We start from the raw sequence: 16,230 nt of genomic DNA, 5'->3' as shown, positions 1-16,230 counted from the left end.
GTACGCATGATGACCGGCGGAATGGGCCGGGATCCCGGGATGTTGATACGGATCCGCGTCGTCAGCGTGGTCTCGGTCTTGGGCTCTTCGGGCCTGGAGGCCGCGGCCCCGCGGGCCTGCTCCTCACTGCCGTACGGAGGGGTCCCGGACGGGTAGGCGGCGCCACCGCGCCCCTGGGGCCCGGAGGACGAACTGTCAGATTCACGGCTCAAAGCAGGTTCTCCCGGTTAGCTCCGCCGCCCGTCATGACCTCGCTCGGGCGGCTCGGCGGCGCGCACCACCATACTGGGCACCGCGCACACGCACTTGACGACCGCCGGTTCACACCGGCGGACGGGAGCGCGCTGCGTGGCCGCGCGCCGTCGGCCCGTCACGGGACAAGTCCGGCAGATACCGGATGACCTGCTAGGGAGCCGAACGACACTCAGGCAGAAATCGTCACGTCACTTGCCAAGTCGGACCGAAGGTCCGTCCGGTTGCGGCAGTTTCGGCACAGTGGCGCACATCACAGCCAGCGCCATCCCGCCCAGCAGGAAGACGTAGGCGCCGATTCCGGCGCCGAAGAAGAAGTCGCCCTCGGGGCGGGACGAGGTCATCAGGAGCACCGCGACGAGCCAGCCGCCGCCGGCCGCCGCCCCGCCGGTGCGGCTGCCCGTGGCGGTCACCGCGCCGTAGCTGAGGCCCGCGACGGCGAGCAGGGCCAGCGACAGGCCGCCGGGGAACCAGCCGCCCTGGGTGAGCGCGCCGGCGAAGCCGGTCGCGGCGCCGAGGACGAAGAGGCCGGCGAAGGCGGCGATGCGCCCGGCGCTCAGCGGGGTGGTCATCCCGGTCATGCGTCCACCCCGGCGAACAGGTCGTCCTCGCGGGGGCCCGCGGCCCGGCCGCGGACGAGCTTGTAGTACTCGTCGGCGAGGATCGGCTGGCCCAGGTCGTTGGAGAGCGCGAAGAACGGACCGTCCACGGCGATCTGGGTGGCGTGGGCACGCATCGCCGCGGCCTTGGCCTCCGCATGACCGGCGGTCGCGATCGCGGCCGTCACCTCCTCGTCGGGGACGACGCCCGGCACGTCGGCCGGGGAGGCGATGCCCGGGAAGGGGATCTCGCGGCCCGCGGCGCGCAGCCGGGCGAAGCCCTCCTCCACGACGGACAGCGGGACGCAGTTCCAGTAGACCTTCGCGATCTCGTGGGGGTCGCCGAGGTCGCGCCGGAAGGCCGTCTCGCCGGCGAGCTCCGCGGCGCGCATCGCGACGCGGTGCGCCTGGATGTGGTCGGGGTGGCCGTAGCCGCCGTTCGGGTCGTAGGTGACGAGCACCTGCGGCCGCACCTCGCGAATCACCTCAACGAGGGACGCGGCCGCCTCGTCCACGTCCGCCCGCCAGAAGCACTCGGGGTGGTCGTTCTGCGGCGCGCCCATCATTCCCGAGTCCCGGTAGCGCCCGGCGCCGCCGAGAAGGCGGTGGTCGGTGACGCCGAGCTCCTTCATGGCGGCCGAGAGCTCACCGGCGCGGAAGGGCCCGAGGGCGTCCTCCCGGTCGGCGGCGAGGTGCGCCAGATCGGCCGGGATCACCTCGCCCTCTTCGCCGAGCGTGCAGGTCACGAGGGTGACGTGGGCCCCTTCGGCCGCGTACTTGGCCATGGTCGCGCCGTTGTTGATGGATTCGTCGTCCGGGTGCGCGTGCACCAGGAGGAGCCGGCGACCCGGCAGGAAGGAGCTGTCGGTCATGGAACCAGCCTACGAGTCCTGCGGGCCCGGCGGACCCCCGCCCGCGGACCCGGGGCGGACGCCCTCAGAACTTGATGTTGCTGATCACGTCGGTGGCGCTCTTGGTCACCTGGTGGATCGTCGGCCCGAGGGACGAGCTCGCCAGATAGAAGCCCAGCAGGACACAGACCGCTGCGTGACCGGCCTTCAGCCCGGACTTCCGGCACAGCATGAAGACGACGATCGCCAGCAGCACCACCGCCGAAATCGAGAGTGCCACGGCGGTTCACCTCCAGTAAACGCGCGGTTGGACGGATGAGAACGACAACAAGCGACGAACAAGCGACGAACAAAAACGACGAAACGCCGAACGGGCAGGCCGAACGGGGTGGAGCGGTTGTCACGCGAAACTCATCTGGCTATGCGTCCGTGATCATAACTTTCCAGAGCGTGACCCAGCACTGGGTGCATGGGGGCAATTCCGGGGCGCACGGCGGAATCTCGCCGCCTCGCCGTAGGCTCGGCGGCATGACCGGACAAGTCTCGTTCCCGCGACAGTACGCCCGTACGCAGCGCTTCTCGCTCGGCGCGCCGCGCTCGTTCACCGTGTCACCCGACGGCTCGCGTGTCGTCTTCATCCGCTCGCGTTCCGGCACCGACCGTTCGGGCGTGTTGTGGGTCCTCGACCCCGCCACGGGACGGGAGTTCCCCGCCGCCGATCCGGCCGTGCTGCTGGCCGGGGCCGGAGAGGAGCTGTCGGCCGAGGAGAAGGCCCGGCGCGAGCGGCTGCGCGAGGGGTCGGCGGGCGTCGTCGGCTACGCCGTGGACAGCGCGGCGGAGTTGGCGGCGTTCCCCCTGTCGGGCCGGCTGTTCGTGGCGGAGCTGCGCGGCGGCACCGCCCGTGAACTGCCCGTTCCCGGTCCGGTCGCCGACCCGCGCCCCTCCCCCGACGGCCGCCGGGTCGCCTATGTCGCGGGCGGCGCGCTGCGCGTGGTGGACGTGGAGCCGGCGCCGGGCGAGCCCTCCGGCGCGAGCGCGGACCGGGCCCTGGCCGAGCCGGACGGGCCCACGGTGACCTGGGGGCTCGCGGAATTCGTGGCGGCCGAGGAGATGGACCGCCACCGCGGCTTCTGGTGGGCCCCGGACGGGGAGTCCCTGCTGGCCGCGCGGGTGGACGACGCCCCCGTGCAGCGCTGGTGGATCGCCGACCCGGCCAACCCCGGCAACCGCCCCGCGGAGGTCGGCTACCCGGCGGCGGGCACGCCGAACGCCGAGGTGACGCTCGCGCTGCTGGGCCTGGACGGAACCCGCACGGACGTCCGGTGGGACCGCGCGCGCCACCCGTACCTCGCGCGCGTGCACTGGTCGGCGGGCGGGCCCCCGCTGCTGCTGGTGCAGAGCCGCGACCAGCGTCACCAGGCGTATCTCACCGTGGACACCGGGACGGGCGCCACGAGCGTGCTCCACGAAGAGCAGGACGCAAAGTGGCTTGAATTGTTCCCCGGTGTTCCCGCCTGGTCCCCCGACGGGCGCCTGGTGCGCGTCTCGGACGAGGACGGCTCCCGGGCCCTGGTGGTCGGCGACCGCACGCTGACCGGAAGCGGGCTGCACCTGCGCGCCGTCCTCGACATCGGCGCCGGCGACGTGCTCGTCTCCGCTTCCGCCGGGGCCGGCGCGGAGGCGCCCGAGACCGGGGAGACGCACGTCTACCGGGTGAGCGAGCAGGGCGTGGAGCGCGTCTCGCAGGAGCGCGGCTGGCACTCGGCCGTGCGCTCGGGGGCGGTCACCGTCCTGGTGTCCGCGGTACCGGAGCGCGCCGGGGCCGCTGTCCGGGTCCTGCGCGACGGCGCGGAGGCGACCGGCGTGACCTCGTATGCCGAAGCGCCGGTGCTCACCTCGCGCGCACGGCTCACGGAGGCGGGCGCGCGCCGGATCCCGTGCGCCGTACTCCTTCCGACGGGCTACACGGAGGGCGACGGACCGCTTCCGGTCCTCATGGACCCCTACGGCGGCCCGCACGGCCCGCGCGTGGTCGCCGGGCACAACGCCCACCTGACCTCGCAGTGGTTCGCCGACCAGGGCTTCGCCGTGGTCGTCGCCGACGGCCGGGGCACCCCGCACCGCTCCCCCGCCTGGGAGAAGGCGATCCACGAGGACTTCGCCGGCGTCACCCTGGACGACCAGGTCGAGGCCCTGCAGGCGCTGGCCGCGGACTTCCCCCTGGACCTGGGCCGGGTGGGCATCCGCGGCTGGTCCTACGGCGGCTACCTCGCGGCGCTGGCCGTGCTGCGCCGCCCGGACGTCTTCCACGCGGCCGTCGCGGGCGCCCCGGTGACCGACTGGCGGCTGTACGACACGCACTACACCGAGCGCTACCTCGGCCTCCCGGAGGAGAAGCCGAAGGTGTACGCCCACAACTCGCTGGTCACCGACGACGGGCTGGCGGAGGCGGCGGGCCCGGTCCGGCCGCTGATGATCGTCCACGGGCTGGCCGACGACAACGTGGTCGCGGCGCACACCCTGCGGCTGTCCTCGGCGCTGCTGGCGGCGGGCCGGCCGCACGAGGTGCTGCCGCTGTCCGGCGTGACGCACATGACCCCGCAGGAGCAGGTCGCAGAGAACCTCCTGCTGCTCCAAGTCGACTTCCTCAAGAAGTCCCTGGGCATGGCCTGACCCTGCGCGCCCCCGCCCGCGGGGGCCGCGCGCGGCGTGCCCGCCACCCCGGCCGGGCACGCCGCGTCAAGCACGCCGCGTCGTCGATACGTCGTCGATCCGCTCAACGTTCACTCAAGAAGCGCCGCTCGCCCCCTCGCGGTCGGCAGCCCTCTTGACTGCGCTGTGAATCCGTTGCGAAAGTCCGCTCAACCCACTGCGCGCGCCGGTGCGTCCGCAGTGGGTTCGACGACGACAGTGCGGGGGATTACGCGATGACGAGTTCCTCCCCGGCCCCGGTGGCGCATCCGGAACCGGTCGGCAGATCACCCGGACAGCTGATGCGGCGGCGCTTCAAACGCGACCGTCCGGGTGTCGTCTCCGCCTACGTGGTGACGTTCTTCTTCCTGGTCGCGCTGGCGGCACCACTGATCGCGAAGCTCTACGGCAGGAATCCGACGGAGACCTACGGGCTGAACGAGCCGGGCCTGCTCAACGAGTTCGGCTATCCGGTGAAGCCCAACGGAGGGATTTCGGGGGACTTCTGGTTCGGCATCGAACCCACCCTCGGCCGGGACGTCCTGACCCAGCTGGTCTACGGAATCCGTACGTCCCTGCTCATCGCTGCGGCCGCCACGGTCCTGTGCGTCCTGACCGGCGTGCTCATCGGGGTGACGGCCGGATATCTGGGCGGCCGGACCGACTATCTGCTCGGCCGTTTCATCGACTTGCTGCTGGCCTTCCCGAGCCAGCTGTCGTTCATCGCCTTCACCCCGGTCGTCTACGCGCTCTTCGTGAGCCCGGAGAAGGAGACCCCGACCTATCTGCGTGTGCTGACGCTGATTCTGGTGCTGTGGGTGCTGGGCTGGATGGGGCTGGCGCGGCTGCTGCGCGGGCAGGTGCTGAGTCTGCGGGAGCGGGAGTTCGTCGAGGCGGCGCGGGTCACCGGCGCGTCGCCCTGGCGGATCATCACCAAGGAGCTGCTGCCCAACCTCTGGACGCCCATCCTGGTGCAGTCGACGCTGATGCTGCCCAGCTTCGTGACCATCGAGGCCGGGCTGTCCTTCATCGGCGTCGGCATCGTGGAGCCCACGCCGGACTGGGGCCGGATGTTCGCCAACGGCGCCCACTACTACGAGAGCGACATCACCTACATCTTCTTCCCCGGCCTCGCGATGATCGTTTTCGTGGTCGCCTTCAACCTGCTCGGGGACTCGGTCCGGGACGCCTTCGACCCGCGGACCGGACGCTGAGGACGTGCACACAGGAACCGCCGACGACGGACAGGCAGGTGCATCGACCCATGACGCCCACGACGAAGCCCACCACGGGACTCCTCCGCTCCAGAGGCCGGCGCGCGGCCGCGGCGGCCGCCCTGGCCTCCGGCGCCCTCGTGCTCTCCGCGTGCAGCAGCGGAGGCGGCGGGGGCGGCGGTGACAAGAGCGCGGGGCCCGGCACGGACAAGAACGCCTCCGCCAACTACTCGGTCGGCACCAAGGAGGACTCCGCCGGGCCGGCCCCCGAGGTGCCCGGCGCGAAGAAGGGCGGAACGGTCGGCGTCCTGCAGCGCGACGCATTCGTCCACCTCGACCCCGGGCAGATCTACTACAACGACATGCTCGCCAACCAGATGCTCTACAACCGCACGCTCACCTCGTACAAGGTGGACGACAAGGGCAAGGTGAAGATCGTCGGCGATCTGGCGACCGACGCGGGCACGCCGTCCGACGGCGGGAAGACCTGGAAGTTCACCCTCAAGGACGGGCTGAAGTTCGAGGACGGCTCGCCCATCACCTCCAAGGACGTGCGCTGGGGGATCGAACGGCTCTACGCCGAGTTCGAGACCGACGGCCCGCAGTACATCCCGCAGTGGCTCTCCGGCGACGGCACGGCCTTCCGCAAGGCGCTGCCCGACGGCCCGTACAAGGGCGCGCACCTGCCCGCGTCCGTGCTGGACACCCCGGACGACAAGACCATCGTCTTCCACTTCCGCCAGCCGCACGCCGACACCCCCTTCGCCACCGCCATGCCGAACATCGGCGCCGTCAAGGCGGAGAAGGACACGCAGCGCAAGTACGACAACGCCCCCTTCGCCTCCGGCCCCTACAAGGTCGGCGAGTACAAGGTCGGCAAGTCGCTGACGCTCGTGCGCAACGAGCACTGGGACCCGAAGACCGACCCGATCCGGCACCAGTACGCCGACCGGTTCCAGATCAGCTTCGGCCACCAGTACGCGGACTCCACGCGGCGCTACCTCGCCGACCAGGGCGCCGACAAGAACACCCTGTCGTTCTCCAACGCCGTCGCCCCGGAGATGACCGAGAAGGTCCTCGGCCAGGCCGACACCAAGGCGCGCCGGCACGTGGAGATCCAGCCGTACGTGGACTACATCAGCTTCAACATGGACCGGCTCAAGGACGTCAACGTCCGCAAGGCGCTCGCGTACGCGATGCCCAACGGGCAGATCCTCCAGCAGAACGGCGGCGCGACGGCCGGGGTGGTCGCCACCAACCTCCTCTCCCCCGCCATGGACGGCTACCGGCCGACCGACCCGTTCCGGAAGAAGGACAAGCCGGCCGGCGACCCGGACAAGGCCCGCGAACTGCTCAAGGCGGCCGGCAAGGAGGGCCAGGAGATCGTCTACGCCTACGCCAACACCGACATCCAGCAGAAGGTCTCCGTGGTCGTCACCCAGGCCCTGGAACGCGCGGGCTTCAAGGTGCAGAAGAAGGAGATCGACGCCAACACCTGGCGGACCGCGATCGCCGAGGTGAAGAACAAGTTCGACATCTACCGCACCTCCTGGGGCGCGGACTGGCCCGTCGCCTCGACCGTCGTGCCGCCCCTCTTCGACGGCCGGCAGATCGCCGACGGCTCCCAGAACTACGGCCACCTCGACAACCCCGCCGTCAACAAGGAGATCGACCGGATCAACGCGATCCCCGACGTGAAGCAGGCCGCGCCCGAGTGGCAGAAGCTCGCCGACAAGATCCTCACCGAGGACGTGCCGGGCGTGCCGACCTTCTACAACACCCAGTTCTCCCTGTGGGGCTCGAACCTGGGCGGCGTCCGCTACCAGCCGGTCTACGGAACCGTCGACCCGACCGGCGTCTACGTCAAGTAACGCTTCCCCGGACGGCGGACCATGCTGCGCTTCCTCGCGCGCCGCTCGCTCGGCGCCCTCGTCATCATCGTGCTGATCAGCGCGATCACCTTCGCCCTGTTCTTCGCGCTGCCCTCCCAGCCGGCCCTGATGTCCTGCGGCAAGAACTGCACCCCGGACGCCATCGCCCTGATCAACAAGAACCTCGGCCTGGACGAGCCGGTGCCCGTGCAGTACTGGCACTACATGGCGGGCATCTTCACCGGCCGCGACTTCACCGTCGGCCACTGCCCGGCGCCCTGCTTCGGCTACTCGTTCTCCAACCAGCAGCCGGTGTGGGGCACCATCGTGGACCGCTTCCCCACGACCCTGTCCATCACGCTCGGCGGGGCCGCCGTCTTCCTCGTCGTCGGCGTCGGCATCGGCATGATCGCCGCCGCCTTCCGCGGGACCTGGATCGACAAGTTCTTCAGCTCCCTGTCCCTCGTCGGCAACGCCCTGCAGATCTACTTCGTCGGCGTCATCGCCCTGGCCGTGCTCGTCAGCGGGCTGCACTGGATGGACAACCCGGCCTACCACCCGATCACCGAGGACCCGGTGAAGTGGTTCACCGGCATGCTCATCCCCTGGCTGGTGCTGTCCATCATCTTCATCGCCAACTACAGCCGGATGACGCGCTCCCAGATGATCGAGCAGCTCGGCGAGGACCATGTGCGCGCGGCCCGCGCCAAGGGCCTGGGCCGGCGCGCCGTCTTCTTCCGCTACGCCTGGCGGGGCGCGCTCGCGCCCATCGTCACCATCTTCGGCATCGACCTCGGGTCGCTCTTCGGCGGCGCGATCATCACCGAGTTCACCTTCAGCCTGCACGGCCTGGGCCGGCTCGCGGTGTCCTCGGTGAGCGAGACCGACCTGCCGACCCTGATGGCGGTGATGCTCGTCGGCTGCACGGCGATCGTCGTCGCCAACATCGTGGTGGACGCCGCCTACGCCGTCATCGACCCGCGCGTGCGGCTCGCCTAGCCGTCAGGAGACCGCAGTTGACCCCCTTCCTCTCCGTGCGCGACCTGTACGTGCGCTTCGCCACCGAGGACGGCACCGTACGGGCCGTCGACGGCCTGTCCTTCACCCTGGAGCGCGGCCGCACGCTCGGCATCGTCGGCGAGTCCGGCTCCGGGAAGTCCGTCACCAACCTCGCCGTGCTCGGGCTGCACGACCCGCGCACCACCGAGATCCGCGGCGAGGTCCGGCTCGACGGGCAGGAGCTGACCGGGGCGCCGGAGTCCGTCCTGGAGAAGCTGCGCGGGAACAGGATGGCGATGGTCTTCCAGGACTCGCTCACCGCCCTCTCCCCGTACTACACCGTCGGCCGGCAGATCGCCGAGCCGTACCGCAAGCACACCGGCGCCTCCCGGCGGGAGGCCCGGCTGCGGGCGGTCGAGATGCTGCGCCGGGTCGGCATCACCGACCCGGCGCTGCGCGTCGACGACTACCCCCACCAGTTCTCCGGCGGGATGCGGCAGCGCGCGATGATCGCGATGGCGCTGGTCTGCGACCCCGAGCTGCTCATCGCCGACGAGCCGACGACCGCGCTCGACGTCACCGTGCAGGCCCAGATCCTCGACCTGCTCAAGGAGCTCCAGCAGCAGACCGGCGCGGCCATCGTCCTCGTCACCCACGACCTGGGCGTCGTCGCCGGCACGGTGGACGACCTGCTGGTGATGTACGCCGGGCGGGCCGTCGAACAGGGACCCGTGCGGGAGGTGCTGCGGGCGCCCCGGCACCCGTACACCTGGGGTCTGCTGGGCTCCATGCCCCGGCTCTCCTCCGACGTCGGGCGGCCGCTCACCCCCATCCCAGGCACCCCGCCCAGCCTGCTGGCCCCGCCGCCCGGCTGTCCCTTCCACCCGCGCTGCGCGTACGCCGCCGACGTGGCGGAGGACCGCTGCCGCACGGAGCGGCCGTCCCTGCCGCCCGGCCGGGGAGCGGCCTGCCACCTCGGGGAGGAGCGGCAGCGCAGCGTGTTCGCGGAGCAGATCCGACCCCGGCTCGGCTGAGGAGCAGCGACCATGGACGAGAAGAGCCCCCGGGTCGGCGAGCCGCTGCTCGTCGCCGAGAACCTCACCAAGCACTTCCCGGTGCGCGGCGGATTCCCCGTCCGGCGGACCGTCGGCGCCGTGCAGGCCGTCGACGGCATCGACCTGACCGTGCGCGCCGGGGAGAGCTTCGGCCTGGTCGGCGAGTCCGGCTGCGGCAAGTCGACCACCGGCCGGCTGCTCACCCGGCTGCTGGAGCCGACGGCCGGGCGGATCCGCTACCGGGGCCGCGACATCACCCACGCCGGGCGCAGGCAGCTCGCCCCCGTCCGCTCCGAGATCCAGATGATCTTCCAGGACCCGTACGCGTCGCTGAACCCGCGGCAGACGGTCGGCCGGATCGTCTCCGGGCCCTTGGAGATCCACGGCATCGAGCCGCCGGGCGGGCGTGAGGCGCGCGTGCGCGAGCTCCTGGAGACCGTGGGGCTCAGCCCCGAGCACTACAACCGCTTCCCGCACGAGTTCTCCGGCGGGCAGCGGCAGCGGATCGGGGTGGCCAGGGCGCTCGCCCTGGACCCGAAGGTCGTCGTCGCCGACGAGCCTGTCTCGGCGCTCGACGTCTCCATCCAGGCGCAGGTCGTCAACCTGCTGCAGTCGCTGCAGCGGGAGCTGGGCATCGCCTTCCTGTTCATCGCCCACGACCTGGCCGTGGTGCGGCACTTCTCGCAGCGCGTCGCCGTGATGTACCTCGGCAGGATCGTGGAGACGGGCTCCCGCGACGACATCTACCGGCGGCCGCGCCACCCGTACACGCACGCGCTGCTGTCGGCGGTGCCGGAGGCGTACGGTGCGCCGGGGCGCGAACGCATCCGTCTCACCGGTGACGTGCCGTCCCCGGTCGCCCCGCCGTCGGGGTGCCGCTTCCGCACGCGCTGCTGGAAGGCGCGGGAGCGCTGCGCTGCGGAGGACCCGGAACTCGCCCGCGCGGACGGCTCCGCCGAAGGCCACCTGTCGGCGTGCCACTTTCCGGAACCGCCGACGACGGTGGTGCAGCCCGGCGCCTGACGGGGCCTCGGGCGCCCTCACCTCGCCGCAGGCAGGAACTCCCGCCGCCACGGCGATCAACCACAGCGGCGCAGCCCGGCGGGGGCTGAGCGCCGTCGCGGCGGAGGGTTTCGCCGGGGCGGCCAAGGACGGTGAGAGCACTCGGTCACTGCGGCTCGCCGCCCGGCGGCACGCGTTCCTCCGCGTAGTGGCAGGCCGACGCGTGCGCCTCCGGGCCGGCGCCTTCCAGGAACCAGTCCGGGATCTCCAGCGGTGGCACGACCTTCGCGCACTTCTCCTGCGCCTTCCAGCACCGGGTGCGGAAGCGGCACCCCGACGGCGGGTGGGCCGGCGAGGGCACGTCCCCGGTGAGGATGATCCTCCCCCAGCTACCGCTGGCAGGTGCCCCCACACGCTCCTCCCTCCCCCGCGGGTCCGGGACCGGCACGGCCGACAGCAGGGCCTGCGTGTACGGGTGCGTGGCGTGCTCGTAGATCTGGGCGTCCGTGCCCGCTTCGGCGAACCGCCCGAGGTACATCACCGCGACCCGGTCCGAGATGTGCCGGACCACCGACAGGTCGTGGGCGATGAAGACGTACGCCAGGTCGAACTCGGCCTGGAGCCGTTCCAGGAGGTTGACGACCTGGGCCTGGACGGAGACGTCGAGGGCCGAGACGGGCTCGTCGGCGACGATCACCTCGGGCCGCAGGGCGAGCCCCCGTGCGATGCCGATGCGCTGGCGCTGGCCGCCGGAGAACTGGTGCGGGTAGCGGTTGATGTACTCGGGGTTGAGGCCGACGACGTCGAGCAGCTCGCGGACCTTGGCGCGCCGGTCGCCCTTGGGGGCCACCTCGGGGTGGATCTCGAAGGGCTCGCCGATGATGTCGCCGACCGTCATCCGCGGGTTGAGCGAGGTGTACGGGTCCTGGAACACCATCTGGATGTTGCGCCGGACCGCCTTCAGCGCACGCCCGGACAGCTTGGTGACGTCCTCGCCCTTGTAGAGGATCCGCCCGGACGTGGGGCGCTCCAGGTGTACGAGGAGCTTGGCGACCGTGGACTTGCCGCAGCCGGACTCGCCCACGATCCCCAGAGTCTCGCCGCGCCGCAGGTCGAAGGAGACGCCGTCGACGGCGTGCACGGCCCCGATCTGCTTCTTGAAGAGGATGCCCCGGGTGAGCGGGTAGTGCTTGACCAGGTCCCGCACCTCCAGAATGGGCTCGCCGTTACCCGGCATCGTCGAGGGTCTCCTTCCAGAAGTGGCAGGCGCTGGCGCGCCCGGGGGCGACGTCGAAGAGCGGCGGCCGGTCGGTGCGGCAGACCGCCTGGGCGCGCGGGCAGCGCGGGTTGAAGGGGCAGCCGGCGGGGATGTCGGTGAGGCTGGGCGGCAGGCCCTTGATGGCGTAGAGCTCCTTGCCCTTGTGGTCGAGGCGCGGGATGGAGCCGAGCAGGCCGGCGGTGTACGGGTGGGCGGGCGCGGCGTACAGCTGGTGGACGGGTGCGGTCTCGACGATCCGCCCGGCGTACATCACGGCGATCCTGTCGGCGACGTCGGCGACCACGCCCAGGTCGTGGGTGATGAGGATCAGGCCCATGTTGTATTCGCGCTGCAGCTCCGCGAGCAGGTCCATGACCTGGGCCTGGACGGTGACGTCGAGGGCGGTGGTGGGCTCGTCGGCGATGACGAGGTCCGGCTCCAGCGCCAGCGCCATGGCGATCATGATGCGCTGGCGCATGCCGCCGGAGAACTGGTGGGGGTAGTCGCCGGCGCGCTCGGCCGCCGCGGGGATGCGGACGCGCTCCATCAGCTGGACGGCCTTGTCCCGGGAGTCCTTGCGGGTCATGCCGTCGTGGACGGAGAACATCTCGCCGAGCTGGGCGCCCACGCTCATCACGGGGTTGAGGGCCGAGAGCGCGTCCTGGAAGATCATCGACAGTTTGGAGCCGCGGATCCGGCGCCGGGCCTCCCCGCCCATGGTGAGCAGGTCCCGGCCGCGGAAGAGGACCTCGCCGCCGGTGACGTGGCCGGGCGGGGAGTCGAGGATGCCCATGACGGCCTGCGCGGTCACCGACTTGCCGGAGCCGGACTCCCCCAGCACGGCGAGCGTCTCCCCGGCGCGGACGCTGTAGCTGACGCCGTTGACGGCCTTGGCGACGCCGTCGCGGGTGCGGAACTCCACGTGCAGGTCGCGTACGTCCAGCAGGGGCTCGGCCGCGGCCGCCCTCCCGGTGGGCTGTGTCATCCGCCCGCTCCTCAGCGCAGTTTGGGGTCGAGGGCGTCGCGGACCGCGTCGCCGAGCATGATGAACGCCAGCACCGTGATGCTCAGGGCGCCCGCGGGCCACAGCAGCATGTGGGGGGCGTTGCGGATCTGGGTGGAGGCGTTGGAGATGTCGATGCCCCAGGAGACGGTGGGCGGTTTGAGGCCGACGCCCAGGAAGGACAGCGTGGCCTCCAGGGCGATGTACGTGCCGAGGGCGATGGTCGCGACGACGATGACGGGGGCGACGGCGTTCGGCGCGATGTGCCGCAGCAGCAGGCGCGTGCCGCCCGCGCCGAGGGCCCGCGCCGCCTGGACGTAGTCGTGCTGCTTGGCGGTGACGACGGAGCCGCGGGCGATGCGGGAGATCTGCGGCCAGCCGAGCAGCACGATGAAGCCGACGACGGGCCACAGCGAGCCGCTGGTGACCACGGAGAGGAAGACCAGGCCGCCCAGGATGATGGGGATGCCGAAGAAGATGTCGGCGATCCGGGAGAGCAGCGCGTCCCACCAGCCGCCGAAGAAGCCGGCGAGCCCGCCGAGCACGCTGCCGAGCAGGGCGGCGCCGGCGGTGGCGCAGATGCCGACGGTGATGGAGGCGCGGGCGCCGTGGACGGTGCGGGTGTAGACGTCGCAGCCCTGGGTGTCGAAGCCGAAGGGGTGGCCGGGCTGGGAGCCCTCCTGGGCCCTGGCGAGGTCGCACTGCAGGGGGTTCCCGCTCGCGATCAGCCCGGGCCACAGGGCGATGAGGACGAGGAAGACGATGATCAGCGCGGAGACCAGGAAGACGGGGTTGCGCCGCAGGTCGTGCCAGGCGTCGGACCACAGGCTGCGGGCCTTGCCGCTCGTGGGGGCGCCGGGGAGCGGGCCGTCCTCCAGGGTCTCCGCTTCGGTCGTGGCCAGGGACATCGCTCCTCCGCCCGCGGGGGTGACGGCCTCGTCCGGGTCGAGGCTCCCGGGCTCCTTCGGCTCGGGTTCAGGCATAGCGGATCCTCGGGTCGAGCACGGCGTAGAGGAGGTCGACGAACAGGTTCGCCAGCAGGAAGACGATGACGAGGATGGTCACGAAGCCGACGACGGTGGGCGAGTTCTGCCGCAGGACGCCCTGGTAGAGCTGGAAGCCGACGCCGTGGATGTTGAAGATCCGCTCGGTGACGATGGCGCCGCCCATCAGCGCGCCGACGTCGGTGCCGATGAAGGTGACGACGGGGATGAGGGAGTTGCGCAGCAGGTGCCGGGTGACGACGCGGCGGTGCGGCAGGCCCTTGGCGACGGCCGTGCGGACGTAGTCGGCCCGGGAGTTCTCGGCGATGGAGGTGCGCGAGAGGCGGGTGACGTAGGCGAGGGAGGTCAGGGCGAGGACGATGCCGGGCAGCAGCAGCTCGTCGAAGGGCGCCTCGGGGGACACGGACGGCGAGACGATCCCCCATTTGACCCCGAAGAGGTACTGCAGCACGTAGCCGCTGACGAAGGTCGGGATGGAGACGACGATCAGGGTCAGCAGCAGCACGGTGGTGTCGGCGGAGCGGCCGCGCCGCAGGCCGCTGAGGACGCCGAGGGTGATGCCGATGACGATCTCGAAGAGGATCGCCACGAGCGTGAGCCGGAGGGTGACGGGGAAGGCGTCGGCCATCAGCTCGATGACCGGCTGGCCGTTGAAGGCCGTGCCGAAGTCGCCGGAGAGGATCTGGCCCATGTAGTGCCCGTACTGCTTCCACAGGGGCTCGTCGAGGTAGAGCTCCTGGCGGATGCGGGCGGCCGTCGCGGGGTCGGGCGCCTTGTCGCCGAAGAGGGCGGCCACGGGGTCGCCCAGGGCGTAGACCATGAAGAAGATCAGGAACGTGCTGCCGATGAACACCGGGACCATCTGGAGCAGCCGCCGGACCACGTACCGTCCCATGGACGCGTCAGCCCACCTTGATCTGCTCGTAGACGGGCACGCTGAACGGGTTGAGCGTGACGTCGGAGATCCGCTCGGAGTAGCCGGCGCTGCCGTTCTGGTACCAGAGCGGGATGGCCGGCATCAGCCGGGCGAGGATCCGCTCCGCGTCGTGGAACTTGGCGTTGGCCGTGTCCTGGGAGCTCTCGGCGTTGGCCTCGTCGACGAGCCGGTCGAACTGCGGGTCGCTGAACTTGCCGTAGTTGGAGGAGGCGTCCGTGTAGTAGAGCGGCTGGAGGAAGTTCTGGATCAGCGGGTAGTCCATCTGCCAGCCGGAGCGGAAGGGGTTGCTCATGCGGTGCTCGGAGACCTGGTTGCGGAAGTCCGCGGAGGTTCCGACCGGGTTGACGACGCAGGCGTTGTCGTTGCCGAGGGCGTTGTTGATGCTGTTGCAGACGGCGTCCAGCCACACCCGGTGCGAGCCGGTGTCGACGTTCGAGGTGAGGGTGATCCGGCCGCCGGGCAGGCCCCCGCCCTCCTGGATGAGCTGCTTCGCGGCGGCGGCGTCGAAGGTGCACGCGTCCCCGCACAGGCCGGCCTTGTAGCCGCCCTTGTCGCCGAGGGCCGGTGAGGTCCAGTCCGTCGCCGGGGTGCGGGTCTTGTGGTAGATCTGGTCGGTGATCTGCTCGCGGTTGATCGCCATGGACAGCCCGCGGCGGACCTTCTCCATCCCGCTCTTCGACCAGTTCGCGTCGTACATGGGGAAGACGAGGGTCTGGATGATGCCGGCGGGCTGGTTGATGTAGCGGTCGCCCAGGTCGGTCTTCACGTTCTTGAGCTGGGCGCTGGGGATGTCGTCGACCAGGTCGAGGTTGCCGGCCTGCAGGTCGGTGTACGCGGTGTTGTTGTCGGTGTAGACGCGCAGCTCCACGCCGCTGTTCCGCGCCTTGTCGTCGCCCGGGTAGCCCGCCCATTTGCTGAGCTTCATCGCCGAGCCCTTGGCGTAGGAGTCGACGGTGTACGGGCCGTTGCCGACGGGCTTCTTCAGCCAGGCCGCGTGATCGTCGAAGAAGGCCCGGGGCAGTGGGGCGTAGGCGGCGTAGCCGAGGGTGTCGGGCCACGTGGAGAACTTGGTGCTGAGCTTGACCGTGAAGGTCCGGTCGTCCTTGACGACGAGCCCGGAGAGGGTCTTGGCGGTGGCGGACCCGCTCGCCGGGTGGACCTTGTCGTAGCCGTCGATGTACTCGAAGAAGGAGGCGTTCTTCTGCTTGTTGTCGACGAGGGCCGCGTAGTTCCAGGCGTCCACGAAGGACTTCGAGGTGACCTTCTCGCCGTTGGAGAAGGACCAGCCGTCCTTGAGCGTGATGGTGAAGTTCTGCTGGTCGGAGGTCTCGATCTGTTCGGCCAGCATGTTCTCGGCGGCGCCGCTGCGGGGGTCGTAGCGCTTGAGCCCGCGGAAGATCATGGCGAGCACCTTGCCGCCCTGGACCTCGTTGGTGTTGCCCGGCTCCAGCTGGTTCTGAGGGTCGCCCCAGGAGGAGCGGACGACCCCGCCGC

14 protein-coding genes and 1 pseudogene are annotated in these 16,230 nt (G+C 70.9%); 6 read left to right on the top strand and 9 right to left on the bottom strand.

All coding sequences use genetic code 11. From position 1 onward, the window contains the following. The 4 genes and pseudogenes from V7793_RS19705 to V7793_RS19690 form a co-directional block, all read right to left on the bottom strand. Positions 1-212: pseudogene (locus V7793_RS19705) on the bottom strand (hypothetical protein); the annotation flags it as partial. 231 nt (positions 213-443) lie between these two features. Next, positions 444-833, bottom strand: a complete 390-nt coding sequence (locus V7793_RS19700; RefSeq protein WP_336008321.1) for a DUF6113 family protein — start codon at positions 831-833, stop codon at positions 444-446. Beyond that, a complete protein-coding gene (mshB, locus tag V7793_RS19695) occupies positions 830-1,723 on the bottom strand; it encodes an N-acetyl-1-D-myo-inositol-2-amino-2-deoxy-alpha-D-glucopyranoside deacetylase (RefSeq protein ID WP_336008319.1) in 894 nt (297 codons plus the stop codon). Before mshB ends, V7793_RS19700 begins: the two co-directional genes overlap by 4 nt. A 64-nt stretch (positions 1,724-1,787) precedes the next feature. Continuing rightward, positions 1,788-1,982, bottom strand: a complete 195-nt coding sequence (locus V7793_RS19690) for a hypothetical protein (RefSeq protein WP_030366139.1) — start codon at positions 1,980-1,982, stop codon at positions 1,788-1,790. 248 nt (positions 1,983-2,230) lie between these two features. Here V7793_RS19690 and V7793_RS19685 point away from each other — a divergent pair, with 248 nt between their 5' ends. The 6 genes from V7793_RS19685 (at position 2,231) to V7793_RS19660 (ending at position 10,555) form a co-directional block, all read left to right on the top strand. Beyond that, a complete protein-coding gene (locus tag V7793_RS19685; RefSeq protein WP_336008316.1) occupies positions 2,231-4,375 on the top strand; it encodes a S9 family peptidase in 2,145 nt (714 codons plus the stop codon). 254 nt (positions 4,376-4,629) lie between these two features. Further along, positions 4,630-5,607 carry an ABC transporter permease gene (locus V7793_RS19680; protein ID WP_168090722.1) on the top strand — a complete coding sequence of 326 codons (978 nt, stop codon included), beginning with the start codon at positions 4,630-4,632 and terminating at the stop codon, positions 5,605-5,607. A 50-nt stretch (positions 5,608-5,657) separates the two neighbouring features. Beyond that, a complete protein-coding gene (locus V7793_RS19675) occupies positions 5,658-7,478 on the top strand; it encodes an ABC transporter substrate-binding protein (RefSeq protein WP_336008313.1) in 1,821 nt (606 codons plus the stop codon). 21 nt (positions 7,479-7,499) lie between these two features. Then, positions 7,500-8,477: an ABC transporter permease gene (locus V7793_RS19670; protein ID WP_190023061.1), complete on the top strand. Its 978-nt coding sequence runs from the start codon at positions 7,500-7,502 to the stop codon at positions 8,475-8,477. A gap of 17 nt (positions 8,478-8,494) precedes the next feature. Then, entirely contained in the window at positions 8,495-9,511 is a 1,017-nt protein-coding gene (locus V7793_RS19665; RefSeq protein ID WP_336008309.1) for an ABC transporter ATP-binding protein, read from the top strand. A 12-nt stretch (positions 9,512-9,523) separates the two neighbouring features. Continuing rightward, the gene (locus tag V7793_RS19660) at positions 9,524-10,555 is read left to right on the top strand and encodes an ABC transporter ATP-binding protein (RefSeq protein ID WP_336008307.1); all 1,032 of its coding nucleotides are present in this window, start codon (positions 9,524-9,526) and stop codon (positions 10,553-10,555) included. A 145-nt stretch (positions 10,556-10,700) separates the two neighbouring features. Here the strand turns inward: V7793_RS19660 and V7793_RS19655 are convergent, their stop codons facing one another. The 5 genes from V7793_RS19655 to V7793_RS19635 all read right to left on the bottom strand — a co-directional run. Beyond that, on the bottom strand, positions 10,701-11,771 hold the full coding sequence (locus tag V7793_RS19655) for an ABC transporter ATP-binding protein (RefSeq protein WP_336008305.1): 1,071 nt from the start codon (positions 11,769-11,771) through the stop codon (positions 10,701-10,703). Beyond that, positions 11,761-12,777, bottom strand: coding sequence for an ABC transporter ATP-binding protein (locus tag V7793_RS19650; RefSeq protein WP_336008303.1), 1,017 nt, complete (start codon positions 12,775-12,777; stop codon positions 11,761-11,763). The genes V7793_RS19655 and V7793_RS19650 overlap by 11 nt, the downstream gene beginning before the upstream one ends. An 11-nt stretch (positions 12,778-12,788) precedes the next feature. Continuing rightward, entirely contained in the window at positions 12,789-13,778 is a 990-nt protein-coding gene (locus V7793_RS19645; RefSeq protein ID WP_336008301.1) for an ABC transporter permease, read from the bottom strand. Continuing rightward, positions 13,771-14,694, bottom strand: a complete 924-nt coding sequence (locus V7793_RS19640; protein ID WP_336008299.1) for an ABC transporter permease — start codon at positions 14,692-14,694, stop codon at positions 13,771-13,773. Before V7793_RS19640 ends, V7793_RS19645 begins: the two co-directional genes overlap by 8 nt. A gap of 7 nt (positions 14,695-14,701) precedes the next feature. Further along, positions 14,702-16,230, bottom strand: a 1,529-nt coding sequence (locus tag V7793_RS19635) for a peptide ABC transporter substrate-binding protein (RefSeq protein ID WP_336008297.1), incomplete at its 5' end; no start/stop codon positions are given.

It is taken from the genome of Streptomyces sp. KLMMK (genome assembly GCF_036961605.1).
GTDB lineage: Bacteria > Actinomycetota > Actinomycetes > Streptomycetales > Streptomycetaceae > Streptomyces > Streptomyces telluris.
This window is presented reverse-complemented; position numbering and strand designations above follow the sequence as displayed.